We start from the raw sequence: 18923 nt of genomic DNA, 5'->3' as shown, positions 1-18923 counted from the left end.
GGTCGGACGTCACTGCCGGTAGCCGCTCAGGAAGCGGCCGATGCGGCTGATGGCGGCGTCGAGGTCGTCGGCGTACGGCAGGGTCAGGATGCGGAAGTGGTCCGGGCGCGGCCAGTTGAAGCCGGTGCCCTGCACGACCTGGATCTTCTCCCGCAGCAGCAGGTCGAGGACGAACTTCTCGTCGTCGTGGATCTTGTGCACGGCGGGGTCGAGGCGCGGGAAGGCGTACAGGGCGCCCTTCGGCTTCACGCAGGAGACGCCCGGGATCTCGTTGAGCTTCTCCCAGGCCCGGTCGCGCTGTTCGCGCAGCCTGCCCCCGGGGGCGGTGAGCTCGTGGATCGACTGCCGGCCGCCGAGCGCGGCCTGGATGGCGTACTGGGCGGGGGCGTTGGGGCAGAGCCGCATGGAGGCCAGCATGGTGAGGCCCTCCAGGTAGTTCTTCGCGTGCTGCTTGGGGCCGGTGACGACCAGCCAGCCGGAGCGGAAGCCCGCGACCCGGTAGGTCTTGGAGAGGCCGCCGAAGGTGAGGACGACCAGGTCGGGGGCGAGGGAGGCGGCCGGGTGGTGGACGACCTCGTCGTAGACGATCTGGTCGTAGATCTCGTCGGCGAAGACCATCAGGCCGTGGCGCCGGGCGAGTTCGAAGATGCCCTCCAGGACCTCCTTCGGGTAGACGGCGCCCGTGGGGTTGTTGGGGTTGATGACGACGATGGCCTTGGTGCGGTCGGTGATCTTCGACGCCATGTCGTCGAGGTCCGGGTACCAGTCGGCGGACTCGTCGCACAGGTAGTGCACGGGCCTGCCGCCCGCGAGCGTGACCACCGCCGTCCACAGCGGGTAGTCGGGGGCCGGCACGAGGACCTCGTCGCCGTCCTCCAGGAGGGCCTGGACGGCCATCGAGATCAGCTCGGAGACGCCGTTGCCGAGGAAGATGTCGTCGACGTCCACGTCCGGCAGGCCCATGGACTGGTAGCGCTGGGCGACCGCGCGCCGGGCGGAGAGGATGCCGCGCGAGTCGGTGTAGCCGTGGGCCTTGGGGAGCATCCGGATCATGTCCTGGACGATCTCCTCGGGGGCCTCGAAGCCGAAGAGCGCCGGGTTGCCGGTGTTGAGGCGCAGGACGCTGTGGCCCGCCTCCTCCAGCGCGTTGGCGTGCTCGATCACCGGGCCGCGGATCTCGTAGCAGACCTCGTTCAGCTTGCTCGACTGCCGGAACTCCATGTCGGATCTCCCCAAGGTCCCCGTCGGTTTCGTGTTGCTTGGTTTTACCAAGTTCGAGCTTGGAAAGTCCAACAACATGTCTAGACTGCGTCGCATGCCACGTCAGCCACGCCGCCGCAGCTACGACCAGCACTGCGCCGCCGCGCGCGCCCTCGACCTCGTCGGCGACCGCTGGACCCTGCTCGTCGTCCGCGAACTCCTCGCCGGGCCGCGCCGCTACACCGACCTGCACGCCGATCTGCCCGGCGTCAGCACCGACATGCTCGCCGGGCGCCTCAAGGACATGGAGGGCGCCGAGCTCGTCACCCGGCGCCGGCTGCCCCCGCCCGTCTCGGCGTACGTGTACGAACTCACCCCGCGCGGACGCGACCTGCTGCCCGTCCTGCGCACCCTCGCCGCCTGGGGCGCTCCCGACCTCGGCGAACCCCGGCCCACGGACGCGGTCCGCGCCCACTGGTACGCGATCCCGCTCCTCGGCGTGCTGACGGAACTCGGCGCGGGCGTCGTCCAGGTGACGCTTGACGAGGGCGAGTTCCACGTACGGCTCGGGGCGGACGGCGTCGTCGGCTACGGGGACGGGGCGGTGGAGGCCCCCGACGCCCGGCTGCGGACCGACGCGGCGACCTGCCGGGCCCTCGCGGCGGGCGAGCTGACGCTCGGCGAGGCGGTCGAAGCGGGCCGCGCCGTGCTGGAACGCCCCGCGCCGGTGGTCGCGTCGGTCTGAGGCGAGGTCGCCGCCCCCGGCCGTCGCATCGGCCCTCGCGCATGCCCTCGCGCATGCCCTCGCGTGTGCCCGCGCGTATGCCCTCGCGTCGGCCTGAGCTCAGGACTGCGCGGCCAGGGCCTTCGCCAGGCGGTCGCGGGCCGCCGTCTGGGCCGCGATGCGCGCGTCGATCACGGCGAGCCGCTCGCGGGCGATCTCCAGGGCGCGGGCGGACGGCGGAGCCGCCGAGATGTCCCCGTCCAGACACGTGCGGAACGCCGCCACGTCGTCCAGGGTGAACCCCGCGTCCAGCAGGTACCGGATGTTCGACACCCGCGCCACGGCGTTCTCCTCGTACACCCGGTACCCGTTCGCCGCGCGGACCGACGTGATCAGCCCCGCCTGCTCGTAGTGCCGCAGCGAGCGGGCCGACACCCCGGTCCGCCGGGCCAGTTCACCGATGCGCAAGGACGCCACCTCCTCGCGCAGTCGTATCACGAGACCAGCGCGCCCCCGTCGACGGGCAGCACGGTGCCGGTCAGGAAGGCGGCGTCCGCTGCGGCGAGCGAGGTGATCGCCCAGGCGACCTCCTCCGGCCTGCCGACCCGGCCCAGCGGGGTGTGCGCGAGCTGCCACGCCCGCACCGCCTTCCGCTGCTCGGGGGAGAGGCCCATGTGGTCCGCGATCGGCGTCTCGATCGCACCGGGAGCGACCGCCACGACCCGGACGCCGGCCGGCGCGAGCTCCACCGCCCAGCAGCGGGTCAGGGTCTCCAGGGCGCTCTTCGTCGCCGGATAGAAGGAGTTGGCGGGCCAGCCGCGCTGACCGATCGTCGTCGTCACGTTCACCACGACGCCCCGGGACTCCCGGAGCGCGGGGAGGGCCGCCTGGGTGAGCAGGACCGGGGCGACGAGGTTCGTCTCCAGGAGCGGGGCCATCACGGAACGGTCCAGCGTGCCGAGCGGGCCGCCGGCGGAGATCCCCGCGTTGTTGACGAGGACGTCGAGCCGGCCGTGGGCCGCGAGCGTGGCACGGACGATCTCCTCGGCCGCGCCCTCCGCCGTGATGTCGGCGGTGAACGGACGGATGCCCGGATGCCCCTCGGCGGTCTCCCGCAGCGGCTCGGCCCGGCGGCCGACGGCGACGACCGTCGCCCCCTGCCCGGCGAAGGAGCGCGCGGTGGCCCGGCCGATGCCGGTGCCCGCGCCCGTGACGACGACGACCCTGGTGGATGTGGTGGTGTCCATGAGCCGATGGTCGAACCCTGACGCCAGTGACAAGGTCAAGCCCGGCTCAGTGCACGGGGCGGAGGAACTCCAGCCGGTTCCCGTGGCAGTCCGCGACGTAGAAGCGGCGGTGGCCCGGGAAGTTGTCGTCCCACGTCACCTCGACACCCAGGCCGGTCAGCCGCTCGGCCAGGCCGTCGAGGTCGGCGACCAGGATGCCCGGGTGCCCCTTGCGGGCCGGCCGGAAGTCCTCCTCGACGCCCAGATGGATCTCCAGCGCGTCCGAGCGCACCCACAGACCGCCGCGCGCCGCGAGGACCGGCGGCTTCCGGATCTCGGTCATGCCGAGCACGTCCACGTAGAAGCGGCGGCACGCCTCCTCCTCGCCCGGCGGCAGGGAGAGCTGCACATGGTGCAGCCCCAGGCCGAAGGGAGTCGTCGTCTCCGTGGTCTCGTAGGGCAGGGCTTCCTGACGCCGGCTCATGGGGAACCAGTCCTCTCCTCCGTGGACGCCGTGCGGTCGCGCGGCCAGGTCACCGTACGGCCGAGGATGTCGGCGTACGCGTCAGGGGTGGGTGGGGCAGGCAGGATGGACGGCATGCGATACGAGGCGATCACCTGGGACCGGCTGGCGGAGACGCTCGCCGGCCACCTCGAAGCGTCCCCCGCCGCGGCGGGCGACGACTGGCTCAAGGTGGGCATCGACGGCCCGCCCGCCGCGCCCGCGGGCGAGCTCGCCGGGCTCCTCGCCGAGGCGCTGCGCACCCGCGGCCGAGCGGTCCAGGTCGTGAGCACCGGCGGCTTCCTGCGGCCGGCCTCCCTCCGGTACGAGTACGGGAAGCAGGACCCCGACGCGTACTACAGCGGGTGGACCGACACCGGGGCCCTGTGGCGGGAGGTCTTCGGGCCGCTCGACCCCGGCGGCACCGGGCGCGTGCTGCCCGACCTGTGGGACCCGGTCACGGACCGCGCCACCCGCAGCCCGTACGTCACGCTGCCGCCGCGCGGGGTCCTCGTACTGCACGGGCCCTTCCTGCTCGGCCACTGGTTCCCCTTCGACCTCACCGTGCATCTGCGCCTCACACCCGGCGCCCTCGCCCGGCGCACGGAGGAGCCCTGGACCCTGCCCGCCTTCGCCCGGTACGAGATGGAGGTCGGCCCCACGGACGTGGCGGACGCCGTCGTCCGCGCCGACGACCCGCGCCACCCGGCCTGGACGGGCCTGAAGACCTAGGGCCTGTCAGCCGTCGCCTGGGTCTGCCGGGGGTCTGCCGCCCACCGTGGTGACCGCCTCCGCGCCCGCGCGGCAGCCCGCCTCGGCGGCCCGCACCGGGTCCGCGCCCGCGAGCCGCGCCGCCAGGAAGGCCCCGGTGAACGCGTCGCCCGCGCCCGTCGAGTCCACCGGCCGCACCGGGGGCGCCGTCACCCGCGCGGTGACCGCGCCGCCCTCGGCGACCAGCGCTCCGGCCGCCCCGAGGGTGACCACGACCAGCGGGAACCGCCGGCTCAAATCCGCGGCCGCCGAATCCGGTTCGCCGCACCCGGTGAGCGACCGGGCCTCGTCGGCGTTCGGCAGCAGCGTCTCGGCTCCCTCCGCGGCCGCCAGGAACCGGTCCGCGCCCAGCTCCGCGAGGAACCCCGCCGACGCCGGGTCCACACTCACCGGGACCCCCGCCGCCCGCGCGTCCCGCAGCGCCCGGCAGGCCGTCTCGCGGCTCGGTGCGGCGAAGAACAGGTACCCCGACAGGTGCAGCCGGGCCACGCCGTCCAGGAGCCCCGGCGACCAGTCGGCGGGGGAGAGGCGCAGTGCGGCGCCGCTGTCCGTCAGGAAGGTGCGCTCCGCCGAGCCGTCCACGAGCGCGATCACGGTGGCCGTCGCCGCGTCCGCGTCCGGGACGAGCAGGGGGCGCACACCGGCCCTCCGCAGTGCCCGCTCGTGCCAGCCGGCCGCGTCCGTCCCCACCCGGCCGAGCAGCCGCACCTCCCCGCCGCCCGAACGCGCCGCCCAACAGGCCGCGTTGGCCCCGGCGCCGCCCGGCAGGGTCCGTATCTCCGCCGCGGTGTCCGTCGCCGGGGCGAGCGGGGTCCGGTGTCGGGCGACGACGTCCGTGACCACGTCCCCGACGACGAGGAGCGCGCCCCCTGCCCGGGTCACCGGCCGCCGACGCCGGGCGCCGCCGAGCCGGCCTCCGAGCCGTGCCCCGCCGCGCCACCGGCCCCGGTGTCGTGCGCCGCCCCCGACGCGTACGCCGTCGCGATGCTCGCCGCGAGCCGCACATTGCCCCGTACCGCCGCGAGGTTGGCCTCCAGGGACGCCCCTTCCGTGTGCACCGTCAGGTATTCGAGGAGGAACGGCGTCACCGCCTGCCCGGTGATCCCCTTCTCCTTCGCCGCGGCGAGGCCGCGCGCGAGCACCCGGTCGTGCAGCGCCGGATCCAACTGCTCGGCCACCGGCACCGGGTTGGCCACGACGAGCGCGGCCCGGGGGCCGTCCAGCGCGTCCTGCGCCCGTATCACCCCGGCCACCTCCGCCGGGGTGCGCAGGGTCCAGTCGACGGGTTCGCCCGAGGAGGCGAGGTAGAAGCCGGGGAAGTGCTCCGTGCCGTAGCCGACGACCGTCACCCCCAGGGTCTCCAGGCGCTGGAGCGTCGCGGGCACGTCGAGGATCGACTTGACCCCGGCGCAGACCACGGTGATCCCGACCCGGGCGAGCAGCCGCAGGTCGGCGGACTCGTCCTGGGTCTCGCTCCATTCGCGGTGGACGCCGCCGAGCCCGCCCGTCGCGAAGACCCGTATGCCGGCCGCGTCCGCCAGCCAGGCCGTCGCCGAGACCGTCGTCGCCCCCGTCGCCCCGGTCGCCAGGGCCGGGGCCAGGTCGCGGTGGCCCAGCTTCCGCACCGACGGGTCCTCGGCGATCCTGGTCAGGGCCGCCGGGTCGAGGCCGATTCTGGCCGTGCCGTCGACGACCGCGATGGTGGCGGGGACGGCGCCCCCGGCCCGTACCGACTCCTCCAGCTCCGTCGCCACGGCGAGGTTGCGCGGGCGCGGCAGGCCGTGGGCGATGATCGTCGATTCCAGCGCGACGACGGGCCGGCCCTCGTGGAGCGCTTCCCGTACCTCTTCGGACACCTGTGTGGACATGTCCCATTCCTTGGCGCGATCACCGGCCCCGCAAACCTCGTCGGCGACCTCCTGCCACACGCCGGAGGGCGCCTGCGGAATCCGTGACCGGCCCCCCGCCCGAGGCGTCGGGTCCGGCCGCGACCCCCTTGGGGCGCCGCGCCGGAGCGCCGGTACGGATTTCGTCGCCGCCGAAGGTTCTCGGCATCGCACCTGGTGGGAGCCGAAACGGAGGCTGTTCCTCCACCCGGTCCCGCCCTGGGAACGCCCTCGGACCCCCGCTACAGTCACCGCCCATGACCACTCATGACGCGCCCTCTTTCGCCGTGCACATCCCCGAGGCGGAGCTCGAGGCCGAGCCCCTCGACCCCGCCCAGATCGTCTCCGGCACGCCCGAGGTGACGGGCAAGGTGCTGTGGGAGTCGGCCGACGGCAAGCAGCTGCGCGGCATCTGGCAGATCACGCCCGGCGTCGTCACCGACACCGAGGCCAACGAGCTGTTCGTGGTGGTCTCCGGGCGCGCGACCGTCGCCGTCGAGGGCGGCGAGACCCTGGAGATCGGCCCCGGCGACGCGTGCGTGCTGCGCGAGGGCGACCGGACGACCTGGACGGTGCACGAGACGCTCCGCAAGGCGTACCACATCAGCCTCTGAATCCCCGGGGGCAGCCGCCGAGTTGAGAGTCTGGTAGGAAACCTTCCTATCCGCTAGCATCCCGGGCGGTGGCTTGGCGCGGCGCCCGATCAGGGGCGTGACGCGCTCAGCGAGAGCTCTGACCCGGCCGCCGAGCACCACCCGCCGTGTGGCGCCCCGAATCGCCACCCGGTCGGTCGCCCGTGCCCGCACCACGCGGCACGGGCGCCCCGGCCGTGCCGCCCGGCGAAGCCGTGGTGCCCGCACCGGTGTCCAGCTCTCGCCGACCCCTCAGGCCAGGGAGCCCAGGTATGCGCCCGTTCGCCTCCGCCCCACCTCGCCGCACCACCGACCGTCTGCCCCTCGTCCTCGCCGCCGTGCTGCTGCTCGTCGGCGGACTCCTGCTCGCCCTCCCGGACCGGGCCGGAGCCGCCGCCGACACCCTGATCTCCCAGGGCAGGCCGGCCACCTCCTCCTCCGTCGAGGACAGCACCTTCGGCCCCGAGAAGGCCTTCGACGGCAACTCCACCACCCGCTGGGCCAGCACCGAAGGCGTCGACCCCCAGTGGATCAAGGTCGACCTCGGCCCCTCGGCCACCGTCTCCCGCGTGAAACTCGTCTGGGAGGTCGCCTACGCCAAGGCCTACCGCGTCGAGATCTCCGCCGACGGCACCACCTGGACCCGGCTCGCCACCGAGACCGCGGGCAACGGCGCCACGGACGACTGGACCGGACTCACCGGCACCGGCCGCTACCTCCGCGTCTACGGGACCGCCCGCGGCACCTCGTACGGCTACTCGCTCTGGACGGTGGAGGTCTACGGCACCACCTCCACCACGCCCCCGCCCACCGGCGCCTTCACCGTCGTCGCGGCCGGCGACATCGCCGCCCAGTGCACGGCCTCCAGCAGCTCCTGCGCCCACCCGAAGACGGCAGCCCTGGCCCAGCGCATCGCGCCGTCCTTCTACCTGACGATGGGTGACAACCAGTACGACGACGCCCGTCTCTCGGACTTCAAGAACTACTACGACAAGAGCTGGGGCGTCTTCAAGGCGCAGACCCACCCCGTGCCCGGCAACCACGAGTCCTACGACCCGGCCGGCGCGTTCTCCGGCTACAAGTCGTACTTCGGCGCCATCGCCTACCCGCTCGGCAAGCCCTACTACAGCTACGACCAGGGCAACTGGCACTTCGTCGCCCTCGACTCCAACACCTTCGACGACGCCGCGCAGATCCAGTGGCTCAAGGACGACCTCGCGCGCAACACCAAGGGCTGCGTCGCCGCCTACTTCCACCACCCGCTGTACTCCTCCGGCGGCCACGGCAACGACCCCGTCTCCAAGCCCGTCTGGCAGATCCTCTACGCGGCCAAGGCCGACCTCGTCCTCAACGGACACGACCACCACTACGAGCGCTTCGCCCCGCAGGACCCGAACGGGCAGGCCACCGCCGACGGCATCGTCGAGATCGTCGGCGGCATGGGCGGCGCCGAGCCCTACGACATCGAGACCGTCCAGCCCAACAGCCAGAAGCGGATCAGCGGCTCGTACGGCGTCCTGAAGCTGAACCTCACCGACACCACCTACACCTGGCAGTACGTCGGCATCGACGACCAGGTCAAGGACTCCGGCCCGACCTACACCTGCCACTGATGTACCTCGCGACCACCGGTCGCCGCGACGCGCCGCCCCGTCCCACCGGGACCCGGCGGCGCGTCCCCGGCACCGTCCTCGCCCTCGGCACGGTCAGCCTCGTCACCGACGTCTCCTCGGAGATGGTGACCGCCGTCCTGCCGCTCTACCTGGTCCTCGGACTCGGCCTCTCCCCGCTCCAGTTCGGGCTCCTCGACGGCCTCTCCACCGGCGCCACCGCCCTCGTACGGCTCCTCGGCGGCGCCTCCGCCGACCGCGGCGGCCGCCACAAACAGGTCGCAGGACTCGGCTACGCCCTCTCCGCCTGCTCCCGGCTCGGCCTGCTCCTCGCGGGCGGGGCGACCGGCTGGATCGCCGGGGCCCTCGCCGCCGACCGGCTCGGCAAGGGCGTGCGCACCGCCCCGCGCGACGCGCTCATCACCCTGCACAGCCCGCCCGAGGACCTGGGCCGCGCCTTCGGCACCCACCGCGCCATGGACACCACCGGCGCCCTCCTCGGACCCCTCGCCGCCTTCGCGCTGCTGCGGGCGACGGCCGAGACGTACGAGGCGGTCTTCGCCGTCAGCTTCTGCGTCGGCGCCTTCGGCGTGCTGCTCTGGCTGCTCTTCGTCCCCGGGCGCGCACAGGGCATGCCGCCGAGGCGGACGGCGGCGCCCCGCGCGCGTGGCGCACTCCTCGCGGCCCTGCGCGGCTCGCCCGCGTACCGCCGCATCGTGCTCTGCGCCGCCCTCCTCGGCGCCGCCACCGTCGGCGACTCCTTCCTCTACCTGCTGCTCCAGCGGCGCCTCGACCTCGACCCCACCTGGTTCCCGTTCCTGCCGCTCGGCGCGGCCTGCGTGTACCTCCTGCTCGCCGTCCCCGCCGGGCGCCTCGCCGACCGCTTCGGGCGCCGCCGACCCCTCCTGTACGGGCACGGGGCCCTGCTCCTGGCCTACGGACTGCTCCTCGCCCCCCTGCCCGGTACGGCGGCCCTCGTCGGCGTCCTCCTGCTGCTCGGGGTCTTCTACGCCGCCACCGACGGAGTCCTGATGGCCCTCGCCGGACCGTTCCTCGCCGAGGGACGGCAGGCCGGCGGCCTCGCGGTCGTCCAGACCGCGCAGGCGCTGGCCCGGCTCGCCGCCGCCGTCGCCTTCGGCGCCCTGTGGACGGCGAGCGGACCGGAGACGGCGCTCGTCGCGGCGCTCCTGGCCCTCGCCGCGGCCCTGTGCTGCGCCGCCCGGCTGCTGCCGTCCGGGCCCACCCCCGAAGGGACCAGGCCATGAACATCGCCGCCTCCACGCGCACGCGTGTGGGGATCCTCGTCCTCGCCCTCCTGCTGCTCGGCGGCGGAGCCACCGCCTACACCCTGCGCGCCGCCTCCGGGCGGGCCGCCGCCACGGGAACCGCCGCCCCCGGCTTCACCCTGGACGGCGGCACCGGGGCGCTCTACGTCCGGGACACCGCCGGCGGCCGCATCGCGCGCGTGGACCCGGCAGCGCCCGGCGGCCGGGTGACCGGAGGCCCCTCCTGCGACCGCTTCCACGCGGCCGGCTCCACCGCCCTCTGCCTCCAGCGGCGGCCGGGCGTACCGGCCCGCTCGTACGCCCTCGTGCTCGACGGGCGGCTCCGTGAGGTCCGCCGCATCGGCCTGCCGGGCATCCCCAGCCGGGCGAGGGTCTCCGCCTCGGGACGGATGCTGTCCTGGACGATGTTCGCCACCGGCGACTCGTACGCGCACTCGGCCTTCTCCACCCGCACCTCGATCCTCGACCTGCGCACCGGCTACCTGGTGAAGAACATCGAGCAGATCCCGCTCACCCTCGACGGCCGCCGCCACCACGCCCCCGACGTCAACTACTGGGGCGTCACCTTCGCCGCCGACGACAACCGCTTCTACGCCACCGTCTCGACGGGCGGCCGCACCCACCTCGTCGAGGGAGACATGCGGAACTGGTCCGCCCGGACCCTGCGGGAGAACGTCGAATGCCCCTCGCTCTCCCCGGACGGGACCCGGATCGCCTTCAAGAAACGGGTGTCCGACGGCCCGCGCGAGCCGTGGCGGCTGTACGTCCTCGACCTGAGCACCGGACGCGAGCACCCCGTCGCCGAGCGGCGCGGCTTCGACGACCAGGCGCTGTGGACGGACACGAAGACCCTCGCGTACGGATACGGGGGAGCGGTCTGGTCGGTGCCCGCCGACGGCACGGGAGCCCCACGGCGACTGGCCGCCGGGGCGTCGTCGCCCGCGGCGCCGCGGTGAGGGCTCCGGGGCGGGGCGTCCGGGGGCTCAGGCCTTGCGGAGGGAGCCGCGCAGCGCCAGGGCCGCCATCGGGAGCAGCAGGCACGCGGCGATCGCGTTCAGCGGACCGTAACCGGCCTGCGAGACGATCAGACCGGCCGCGAGGCCGCCGACCCCGGCGGCGGTGTTCATGACGAAGTCGGAGAGCCCCTGGACGGCGGCCCGCGCGGCCTGCGGCACCGAGTCGGTGAGCAGCGCCGAACCGGACACGAGCCCGGCCGACCAGCCCAGGCCGAGGACGAAGAGGCCCAGGGCGATCCGGCCGTGGGACGCCCCCGCCGTGCCCGCGACCAGCGCCGCCGTACCGATCAGGCCGACCGCGAGCCCGATCACCGAGAGCCGGCCGAGCCGGTCGGACAGCCAGCCCATCAGCGGCGAGAAGGCGTACATCCCCGTGATGTGGCCACTGATCACGAGCCCGATCAGCTGGATGTCCGCGCCGTGGTGGGTGAGCGCCACCGGGGTCATCGACATGATCGACACCATGGCGGTGTGCGAGCCGGCGATGGTGACCAGGGCGATCCGGGCCCGCGGGGACTTCCGCACCGCGTCCATGCCGGCCCGCAGCGAGCGGCCCTCCGCCGCCTCGCCCGGCCCGCCGTCCGCGAGCGCGCGGGCGGTGAGCAGCGGGTCCGGGCGCAGCAGCACGGCCACCACGGCCGCGGCGAGCACGAAGACACCGGCGGCCCACACGAACGGGCCCGCGGCGGCGGGGATCCCCAGGCCCGAGACGCTCCGTCCGGCGGGCGCGGCGACGTTCGGACCGAGCACCGCGCCGATGGTCGTCGCCCACACCACCGTCGAGATGGCCCGCGCCCTGCGGTCCGGCTCGGCGAGGTCGGCGGCCGCGAAGCGGGCCGCCAGGTTCGCCGAGGACCCGGCACCGAAGCCCACGAGGCCGACGAGCAGCAGGGGGAAGTTCCCGAGGACCGCCCCGAGCACCACCACACCCGCGCCCACCGCCGCGAGCAGATACGCCAGCATGAGGCCCACCCGGCGCCCCCGCCGGGTCATCAGCGTGGCCAGCGGCATCGCGAGCAGCGCGGAGCCCGCCACCGAAGCCGTCGACGCGAGGCCGGACAGCGCCTCGGTGCCGCTCACGTCCCTCGCCAGGACGGCGGCGAGGGCGAAGCCGATGGCGATGCCGAGGCCTCCCAGGACCTGGGTGGCGATCAGCCCGGCCTGGACGCGCCGACGGAGCGCGGGCAGCTCGGCGGCGGTGACGGAGGCGGATATCCGGCCGGGCACGGTGGCGTCAGGGGCGCTGGGGGTATGTGTCACTTACGTGAGTGTGCCAGCCGTCCCATCCGATGGGAACGCCGCCTCCTTCCCCCACCACCGCCCGCGCTCAGAAGAGCGGCGCGGGCAGCACGCCCTCCAGGGCGAGCAGCTGCCGCTTCGTCTCCAGACCGCCCCCGAAACCGCCGAGTCCGCCGTCGCTCTCCACCACCCGGTGGCACGGCACCACCACCGGCAGCGGATTGGCGCCCATCGCCGCACCCACCGCCTGCGCCGCCCCCGGCTGCCCCACGCGCCGCGCCAGCTCCCCGTACCCGACGACCGTCCCGTACGGAACGCCCGCCGCCAGCTCGCGCAGCACCTGGCGGTTGAAGCCGGTCGTCAGGCTCCAGTCGAGCGGCAGGTCGAGCTCGTCGCGCTCGCCCGCGAAGTACCGGTCGAGCCGGCGTATCGCCTCCGCGAGCCGCCCCGAGGCGCACTCCACCACCTCCGCGCCCAGCTGTCCCGCCAGCCGGTCGAGCATCCGCTCCCGCCGGGCCGCGTCGGCGTGGAACTCGACCCGCACGAGCCCCCGACCGGTCGCGGCGAGGAAGAGCGGCCCGATGGCGCTCTCCACGACCGTCCACTCCACCGTGCCGGCCCGCTCCGCGCCGGCCTGCCCCGCGTCCGCCCCCGTGTCGATGTCCATGCCGCCCACGGTACGACCCGCCACCGACAACCCGGCCCGAGACGGCCGCCCACCCGGCCCCCACCGGCACCGAGATCACGGGCCGGTCTCGCTCCGGTCTCGCGAACGGAAAATCCCCGGTCACGTGGTCGCCGCGCCCCGGGCGCGCCATAATCTCGCCCCGGTAGTACTACCCAGCGGTACCGACTGTTTTCGGACGACGTGGCACCAGGGGTGGAGGACACACGCTCATGCAGGGCACGGTCGACGGATTCAGCTACGGGCTCGTCACGCCGGTGGCCGCCTTTCTCATGGCCTGCCTCGGCGGCGCCCTCGGCCTGAGGTGCACCACCAGATCGCTCCGCCACCACGACACCTTCAAGGCCGGCTGGCTCGCCCTCGGCGCCACGTCGATCGGCACCGGCATCTGGACGATGCACTTCATCGCGATGATGGGCTTCTCCGTCCAGCAGGCGCCCATCGACTACGACCGCCCCATCACCTTCGCCAGCCTGGGCGTCGCCGTCCTCATGGTCGGCATCGGCATCTTCATCGTCGGCTACCGCGGGGCGACCGCCCTCACCCTGGTCACCGGCGGCACCATCACCGGCCTCGGCGTCGCCACCATGCACTACCTCGGCATGGCCGGGATGCGCCTGCAGGGGCGGATCGAGTACGACACGCTCACCGTCGCCCTCTCCGTGGTCATCGCCGTCGTGGCCGCCACCGCGGCCCTCTGGGCGGCCGTCTCCGTGCATGGATTTCTGGCCAGTCTCGGCGCCAGCCTGGTGATGGGCGGCGCCGTCAGTGGTATGCACTACACCGCCATGGCCGCCGTCAGCGTCCACCTGCACGGCGCCGAGGCCCGCGCGGGAGGCGGCCCCACCGCCACGTCACTCCTCCTGCCCATGCTGATCGGCCCCGCGGTCTTCCTGATCCTGGCCGCGGTCGTCGTCATGTTCGACCCGCTGCTCGTGATGGGCGACCCGGACTGGCAGCGCCCCGCCGCCCGGACCCCGCACCGCCCCGGCGTGCCCGCCCCGCGCCACGTCCCGTCCTACGGCGAGCCCGCCAACTGGACCGCACGCCCGCCCGGCCGGGCCGCCGGACGGGGCGCCCGCCGCAGCGTCGCGCGCGGCGGACACCGCTCCCAGGACTGGTGACGGGAGCCCCGGCGACCGGGCGGTGAGCCGATCACCGCCCGAGTGTCAGTGCCGGGTCGTACGGTGGTTGCATGCGGCCCGTTTCCAAGATCGAACGTTCGGTGGCGCCCTTCGAGGTCGTCAGCGAGTACAAGCCCAGCGGCGACCAGCCGACCGCCATCGCCGACCTCGAGCGGCGCATCCGCGCGGGCGAGAAGGACGTCGTGCTCCTCGGCGCCACCGGCACCGGCAAGTCGGCGACCACCGCGTGGATGATCGAGAAGCTCCAGCGCCCCACCCTGGTGATGGCGCCGAACAAGACGCTGGCCGCCCAGCTGGCGAACGAGTTCCGCGAGCTCCTGCCGAACAACGCCGTCGAGTACTTCGTCTCGTACTACGACTACTACCAGCCCGAGGCGTACGTCCCGCAGTCGGACACCTACATCGAGAAGGACTCCTCCATCAACGAGGAGGTGGAGCGGCTCCGCCACTCCGCGACCAACTCCCTGCTCACCCGCCGGGACGTCGTCGTGGTCGCCTCCGTCTCCTGCATCTACGGCCTCGGCACCCCCCAGGAGTACGTGGACCGGATGGTCCCGCTCAAGGTCGGCGAGGAGATCGACCGCGACCAGCTGCTCCGCCGCTTCGTCGACATCCAGTACACCCGGAACGACCTGGCGTTCACCCGCGGCACCTTCCGGGTGCGCGGCGACACCATCGAGATCTTCCCGGTGTACGAGGAGCTCGCCGTCCGCATCGAGATGTTCGGCGACGAGATCGAGGCCCTCTCCACGCTGCACCCGCTGACCGGCGAGGTCATCAGCGAGGACCGCGAGCTGTACGTGTTCCCCGCCAGCCACTACGTCGCGGGCCCCGAGCGCATGGAGCGGGCGATCAACGACATCGAGCGCGAGCTGGAGGTCCGCCTCGCCGAGCTCGACAAGCAGGGCAAGCACCTGGAGTCCCAGCGGCTGCGGATGCGCACCACGTACGACATCGAGATGATGCGGCAGATCGGCTCCTGCTCCGGCATCGAGAACTACTCGATGCACTTCGACGGCCGCGAGCCCGGCTCCGCGCCCAACACCCTCCTCGACTACTTCCCCGAGGACTTCCTCCTCGTCATCGACGAGTCGCACGTCACCGTGCCCCAGATCGGCGCCATGTACGAGGGCGACGCCTCCCGGAAGCGGACCCTGGTCGACCACGGCTTCCGGCTCCCGTCCGCCCTCGACAACCGCCCGCTGAAGTGGGAGGAGTTCCAGGAGCGGATCGGCCAGACCGTCTACCTCTCCGCCACCCCCGGCACGTACGAACTCTCGCGCGGCGACGGCTTCGTCGAGCAGATCATCCGCCCCACCGGGCTCGTCGACCCCGAGGTCGTCGTCAAGCCCACCGAGGGCCAGATCGACGACCTGGTCCACGAGATCCGGCTGCGCGCCGAGCGCGACGAGCGGGTCCTCGTCACCACCCTCACCAAGAAGATGGCCGAGGACCTCACCGACTACTTCCTGGAGCTCGGCATCCAGGTGCGCTATCTGCACAGCGACGTCGACACCCTGCGCCGCATCGAGCTCCTCCGCGAACTGCGCGCCGGCGAGTACGACGTCCTCGTCGGCATCAACCTCCTCCGGGAGGGCCTCGACCTGCCCGAGGTGTCCCTTGTCGCCATCCTCGACGCCGACAAGCAGGGCTTCCTGCGCTCCGGGACCTCCCTCATCCAGACGATCGGCCGCGCCGCGCGCAACGTGTCGGGCCAGGTCCACATGTACGCGGACCGGATCACCCCGGCGATGGAGCAGGCCATCGAGGAGACCAACCGGCGCCGCGAGAAGCAGATCGCGTACAACACGGAGCACGGCATCGACCCACAGCCGCTCCGCAAGAAGATCAACGACATCGTCGCGACCATCGCGCGCGAGGAGATCGACACCGAGGAACTGCTCGGCACCGGCTACCGGCAGGGCAAGGAGGGCAAGGGCGCCAAGGCCCCCGTCCCCTCGCTCGCCGCGCACGGCCCCGCGGCCAGGGGCAAGGGCGGCAAGGCGGGGTCCACCGTCGAGCTGGGCGACCGGCCGGCCACCGAACTGGCCGCGATCATCGAGGAGATGACCGACCGGATGCGCGCCGCGGCCGCCGAGCTGCAGTTCGAGGTGGCGGCCCGGCTCCGCGACGAAGTGGGGGAGCTGAAGAAGGAGTTGCGCCAGATGAAGGAGGCGGGACTCGCCTGACCGGAGGGGCGCGGACGGACGGTCCGGTGTGTTGCAAGACCGACACAAAACCGGACCGTGTCCCCGCGGTGTCGGTGCCGCTGCGTAGGGTGCTCGACAACCGCACGCACCGGACAGCGGGCGCGGGGAACGTTTGACGAGAGGGGCAACGCGTGTCGGTCAACATGACCAAGGGTCAGGCCATCAGCCTGGAGAAGCGGGGCGGGGGGAGCCTCACCCAGGTGCGGATGGGGCTCGGCTGGCAGGCGGCGCCGCGCCGCGGTCTCTTCGGCTCGCGCACCCGGGAGATCGACCTGGACGCCTCGGCCGTCCTCTTCGCCGAGAAGCAGCCGGTCGACGTGGTCTTCTTCCGTCACCTCGTCAGCGACGACGGCTCGGTCAAGCACACCGGCGACAACCTGGTGGGCGGCGCCGGCCAGGGCGGCGACGACGAGGCGATCCTCGTGGACCTGGAGCGCGTGCCGGTCCACATCGACCAGATCGTCTTCACGGTGAACTCCTTCACCGGCCAGACGTTCCAGGAGGTGCAGAACGCCTTCTGCCGGATCGTCGACGAGACGAACGGACAGGAGCTCGCGCGCTACACCCTCGACGGCGGCGGCAACTACACCGCGCAGATCATGGCGAAGGTGCACCGGGTCGGCTCCGGCTGGCAGATGACGGCCCTGGGCAACCCGGCCAACGGCCGCACCTTCCAGGACCTGATGCCGGCGATCCTGCCGCACCTCTAGAAGGCCCGGCACGGCACACCCACAGCTCCCGGAGGCACCAGGCCACCGGGAGCTGTCCGCATGAACTCGCACAGGAAACGCTGAGGGGACAGAGACGATGACGGCCGAGCTGGTCCGGGGGCAGAACCACCCCCTGCCCGAGACCCGACTGGAGATCCGGGTGTCGGCCGGTTCCCCCGTCCTCGCCGGAGCCACCCTCGGCGACGAACGGGGCCGGGTGGCGGGCGCGGAGTGGATCGCCCACCCCGGCGCACCCGCCCTCCCCGGTGTCGACGCGCCCGGACAGGTCGCCGCCGACCACCGGCTCGCCGTCGACCTGGCCGCGGTCCCGGGCGAGGTCCACCGGGTCTCGGTCCTCCTCGCGCTGACCGGGGGAGCGGCCCGCTTCGGGGACCTCGCCGCCCCCTTCGTCGCCGTCAGCGGCGCCGACGGCGCCGAGATCGCCAGCTACACGATCACCGGCCTCGACCGGGAGTCCGCCGTGGTCGCCCTGGAGCTGTACCGCCGCCAGGGGGCCTGGAAGGTCCGCGCCATGGGCCAGGGGTACGAGGGCGGGCTCGCCGCCCTGCTCGGCGACCAGGGCCTGGAGCGTCCCGAGGAACTCGTCGCGACGATCCTGGCGACCGCCGCCCCGGAAGCCGCTGCCGCGCCCACCCCCGCGCCCGCCGCCCCGGATGCCGCGCCCGCGCCCGCCCCCGCGACCACCGCCCCTGACGCCGCCTCCACTCCCGCTCCGGCGCCCGCCGCGCCGCCGACCGTCCCCGAGCCGGAGCCCGTACGTCACGTGGCGACGCCCGCCGCTCCGGACCCGGCACCGGCGACCCCGCACCCGACCCCCGTGGCCGGCGTCGCCACCGGCGGGCCCATCGACTACTCCCACCCCCGGCGCCGGTCCGCCGCCCCCGATCCGGCCCCGGCCGCCGAGCCCCGGCAGGCCCCTCCCGTCCCGGTCGCCGGGGACGCCTCGGGCTGGTCCATGGACGAGCGGCTCTACAACCAGGTGTGGGGCATGTTCGAGGACCTGGCCCGTACCGCCGCCGCCTATCGCAGCGCCTGCGACTTCGCCGAGTCCCGGCTCGACCGCGAGCTCGACGAGACGCTCACCGACTACCGGGCCAGGGCCGGGGGCGCGAACGACGCGGCCCGGGCCGCCGCCCGCGCCCGGCACGACGAGCTCGTGGACCGCGCCCGGGAGGTCCTGGACCGGGACCTCGCCCAGCTCGCGGCCGAGTCCGAGGTCGTCGAGCCGGCGCTGCCCGTCGCCTACGCCCGCTGGGACAACCCCGTCTGGCACGCCTACCGCGTCCCCGACGAGGAGCCGATGGCCGTGCGCCTCGGCGACCTCCACCTCCCCGAGCGCGCCGATCTGCGGATCCCCATGCTCGTCCGGCTGCCGCTGGAGCGCGGGCTCTGGGTGGACTCCGGCCGCGGCCACTCCGAGGCGGCCGCGCTCCTCGACGAGGTCGAGCTCCGGCGGCTCGCCTTGGACTCCGCCGTCGCGCACGCGGCGCGACTGCTCGCGGCGTACCCGGCCGGTGGTCTCACCGTCCATCTCGTCGATCCGGCGGGCGCGGGCGCCGCGGCCCTCGCGCCGCTCGTGGACACGGGTGCGGCCGCCCCGCCCGCCCGGGGCGCGGCCGGTGTCTCGGCGGTCCTCGAACAGCTCACGGAGCGGGTCGACCTGCTGCAGATGGCCCAGCGGGGCGGTGCGGCCGACGCGCTGCCGCCCGGTCTGGACACGGCCCGGCAGCTGCTGATCGTGCACGACTTCCCGCACGGCTTCGACGACCGGGCGGTCACCCGGCTGCGGTACCTCGCGGACGAGGGGCCCTCGGTCGGCGTCCATCTGCTGATGGTCGCCGCGCGGGAGGACGCGGCCGCGTACGGGCCGCTGCTCGACCCCCTGTGGCGCTCGCTGCTGCGGCTCACCCCGGTGCCCGACGACCATCTCGCGGACCCCTGGGTCGGCCATGCCTGGTCGTACGAGCCGCCGCTCCTTCCGCCGGGCAGCGCGGTCCTCCGCCAGGTCCTCACCCAGGTGGCGTCCGCTCGCCATGGAAAGCGGTTCTGACCTGGCCTTT

18 protein-coding genes are annotated in these 18923 nt (G+C 73.8%); 10 read left to right on the top strand and 8 right to left on the bottom strand.

What is annotated here, in order from left to right:
• Positions 1–9 precede the first annotated feature (9 nt).
• Positions 10–1221 carry a pyridoxal phosphate-dependent aminotransferase gene (locus ACWGN5_RS18600; RefSeq protein WP_041128684.1) on the bottom strand — a complete coding sequence of 404 codons (1212 nt, stop codon included), beginning with the start codon at positions 1219–1221 and terminating at the stop codon, positions 10–12.
• 94 nt (positions 1222–1315) lie between these two features.
• Here ACWGN5_RS18600 and ACWGN5_RS18595 point away from each other — a divergent pair, with 94 nt between their 5' ends.
• On the top strand, positions 1316–1945 hold the full coding sequence (locus tag ACWGN5_RS18595) for a winged helix-turn-helix transcriptional regulator (RefSeq protein ID WP_453516312.1): 630 nt from the start codon (positions 1316–1318) through the stop codon (positions 1943–1945).
• 99 nt (positions 1946–2044) lie between these two features.
• Here ACWGN5_RS18595 and ACWGN5_RS18590 read toward each other — a convergent pair whose 3' ends face one another.
• The 3 genes from ACWGN5_RS18590 to ACWGN5_RS18580 are packed head-to-tail and all read right to left on the bottom strand — an operon-like array spanning position 2045 to position 3634.
• Positions 2045–2392 carry a MerR family transcriptional regulator gene (locus ACWGN5_RS18590; protein WP_453516311.1) on the bottom strand — a complete coding sequence of 116 codons (348 nt, stop codon included), beginning with the start codon at positions 2390–2392 and terminating at the stop codon, positions 2045–2047.
• Between the two features lie 26 nt (positions 2393–2418).
• Complete coding sequence (locus ACWGN5_RS18585; protein ID WP_453516309.1) at positions 2419–3171, bottom strand: SDR family NAD(P)-dependent oxidoreductase; 753 nt, start codon at positions 3169–3171, stop codon at positions 2419–2421.
• A 46-nt stretch (positions 3172–3217) separates the two neighbouring features.
• Positions 3218–3634, bottom strand: coding sequence for a VOC family protein (locus tag ACWGN5_RS18580; protein ID WP_453516307.1), 417 nt, complete (start codon positions 3632–3634; stop codon positions 3218–3220).
• 114 nt (positions 3635–3748) lie between these two features.
• Between ACWGN5_RS18580 and ACWGN5_RS18575 the strand changes: the two genes are divergently transcribed.
• On the top strand, positions 3749–4384 hold the full coding sequence (locus ACWGN5_RS18575) for a uridine kinase (protein WP_453516306.1): 636 nt from the start codon (positions 3749–3751) through the stop codon (positions 4382–4384).
• Between the two features lie 6 nt (positions 4385–4390).
• On the opposite strand, the gene ACWGN5_RS18570 is transcribed toward ACWGN5_RS18575, so the two are convergent.
• Positions 4391–5305, bottom strand: coding sequence for a carbohydrate kinase family protein (locus ACWGN5_RS18570; RefSeq protein WP_453516304.1), 915 nt, complete (start codon positions 5303–5305; stop codon positions 4391–4393).
• Positions 5302–6291 carry a pseudouridine-5'-phosphate glycosidase gene (locus ACWGN5_RS18565; protein ID WP_453516303.1) on the bottom strand — a complete coding sequence of 330 codons (990 nt, stop codon included), beginning with the start codon at positions 6289–6291 and terminating at the stop codon, positions 5302–5304. Before ACWGN5_RS18565 ends, ACWGN5_RS18570 begins: the two co-directional genes overlap by 4 nt.
• 275 nt (positions 6292–6566) lie before the next feature.
• Between ACWGN5_RS18565 and ACWGN5_RS18560 the strand changes: the two genes are divergently transcribed.
• From ACWGN5_RS18560 to ACWGN5_RS18545, 4 genes are all read left to right on the top strand, one after another.
• Positions 6567–6923, top strand: a complete 357-nt coding sequence (locus ACWGN5_RS18560) for a cupin domain-containing protein (protein ID WP_453516301.1) — start codon at positions 6567–6569, stop codon at positions 6921–6923.
• A 290-nt stretch (positions 6924–7213) separates the two neighbouring features.
• Positions 7214–8554, top strand: coding sequence for a discoidin domain-containing protein (locus ACWGN5_RS18555; RefSeq protein WP_453516300.1), 1341 nt, complete (start codon positions 7214–7216; stop codon positions 8552–8554).
• On the top strand, positions 8554–9816 hold the full coding sequence (locus ACWGN5_RS18550; RefSeq protein WP_453516298.1) for an MFS transporter: 1263 nt from the start codon (positions 8554–8556) through the stop codon (positions 9814–9816). Before ACWGN5_RS18555 ends, ACWGN5_RS18550 begins: the two co-directional genes overlap by 1 nt.
• Entirely contained in the window at positions 9813–10793 is a 981-nt protein-coding gene (locus ACWGN5_RS18545) for a hypothetical protein (protein ID WP_453516296.1), read from the top strand. The genes ACWGN5_RS18550 and ACWGN5_RS18545 overlap by 4 nt, the downstream gene beginning before the upstream one ends.
• A 27-nt stretch (positions 10794–10820) precedes the next feature.
• On the opposite strand, the gene ACWGN5_RS18540 is transcribed toward ACWGN5_RS18545, so the two are convergent.
• Positions 10821–12113, bottom strand: a complete 1293-nt coding sequence (locus tag ACWGN5_RS18540) for an MFS transporter (protein ID WP_453516294.1) — start codon at positions 12111–12113, stop codon at positions 10821–10823.
• A gap of 67 nt (positions 12114–12180) precedes the next feature.
• Positions 12181–12759, bottom strand: coding sequence for a methylated-DNA--[protein]-cysteine S-methyltransferase (locus ACWGN5_RS18535; RefSeq protein WP_453516292.1), 579 nt, complete (start codon positions 12757–12759; stop codon positions 12181–12183).
• 230 nt (positions 12760–12989) lie between these two features.
• On the opposite strand from ACWGN5_RS18535, the gene ACWGN5_RS18530 reads away from it, so the two are divergent.
• From ACWGN5_RS18530 to ACWGN5_RS18515, 4 genes are all read left to right on the top strand, one after another.
• Positions 12990–13901 (top strand): MHYT domain-containing protein, encoded by a 912-nt coding sequence (locus tag ACWGN5_RS18530; protein ID WP_453516290.1) that lies wholly within the window; start codon positions 12990–12992, stop codon positions 13899–13901.
• 71 nt (positions 13902–13972) lie between these two features.
• Positions 13973–16111 (top strand): excinuclease ABC subunit UvrB, encoded by a 2139-nt coding sequence (gene uvrB / locus ACWGN5_RS18525; RefSeq protein ID WP_453516289.1) that lies wholly within the window; start codon positions 13973–13975, stop codon positions 16109–16111.
• Positions 16112–16263: 152 nt separating this feature from the next.
• Positions 16264–16842 (top strand): TerD family protein, encoded by a 579-nt coding sequence (locus ACWGN5_RS18520; RefSeq protein ID WP_030692674.1) that lies wholly within the window; start codon positions 16264–16266, stop codon positions 16840–16842.
• 97 nt (positions 16843–16939) lie between these two features.
• Positions 16940–18913, top strand: coding sequence for a TerD family protein (locus tag ACWGN5_RS18515; protein WP_453516287.1), 1974 nt, complete (start codon positions 16940–16942; stop codon positions 18911–18913).
• Positions 18914–18923: the final 10 nt, after the last annotated feature.

The organism is Streptomyces sp. NPDC055815 (assembly GCF_053616475.1).
This window is presented reverse-complemented; position numbering and strand designations above follow the sequence as displayed.

Bases quoted from the DNA above. Each gene is read 5' to 3' on its own strand.
- ACWGN5_RS18600 (WP_041128684.1), bottom strand. From the start codon at position 1,221: ATGGAGTTCCGGCAGTCGAGCAAGCTGAACGAGGTCTGCTACGAGATC.
- ACWGN5_RS18595 (WP_453516312.1), top strand. From the start codon at position 1,316: ATGCCACGTCAGCCACGCCGCCGCAGCTACGACCAGCACTGCGCCGCC.
- ACWGN5_RS18585 (WP_453516309.1), bottom strand. From the start codon at position 3,171: ATGGACACCACCACATCCACCAGGGTCGTCGTCGTCACGGGCGCGGGC.
- ACWGN5_RS18580 (WP_453516307.1), bottom strand. From the start codon at position 3,634: ATGAGCCGGCGTCAGGAAGCCCTGCCCTACGAGACCACGGAGACGACG.
- ACWGN5_RS18575 (WP_453516306.1), top strand. From the start codon at position 3,749: ATGCGATACGAGGCGATCACCTGGGACCGGCTGGCGGAGACGCTCGCC.
- ACWGN5_RS18565 (WP_453516303.1), bottom strand. From the start codon at position 6,291: ATGTCCACACAGGTGTCCGAAGAGGTACGGGAAGCGCTCCACGAGGGC.
- ACWGN5_RS18560 (WP_453516301.1), top strand. From the start codon at position 6,567: ATGACCACTCATGACGCGCCCTCTTTCGCCGTGCACATCCCCGAGGCG.
- ACWGN5_RS18555 (WP_453516300.1), top strand. From the start codon at position 7,214: ATGCGCCCGTTCGCCTCCGCCCCACCTCGCCGCACCACCGACCGTCTG.
- ACWGN5_RS18550 (WP_453516298.1), top strand. From the start codon at position 8,554: ATGTACCTCGCGACCACCGGTCGCCGCGACGCGCCGCCCCGTCCCACC.
- ACWGN5_RS18545 (WP_453516296.1), top strand. From the start codon at position 9,813: ATGAACATCGCCGCCTCCACGCGCACGCGTGTGGGGATCCTCGTCCTC.
- ACWGN5_RS18535 (WP_453516292.1), bottom strand. From the start codon at position 12,759: ATGGACATCGACACGGGGGCGGACGCGGGGCAGGCCGGCGCGGAGCGG.
- ACWGN5_RS18530 (WP_453516290.1), top strand. From the start codon at position 12,990: ATGCAGGGCACGGTCGACGGATTCAGCTACGGGCTCGTCACGCCGGTG.
- uvrB (WP_453516289.1), top strand. From the start codon at position 13,973: ATGCGGCCCGTTTCCAAGATCGAACGTTCGGTGGCGCCCTTCGAGGTC.
- ACWGN5_RS18515 (WP_453516287.1), top strand. From the start codon at position 16,940: ATGACGGCCGAGCTGGTCCGGGGGCAGAACCACCCCCTGCCCGAGACC.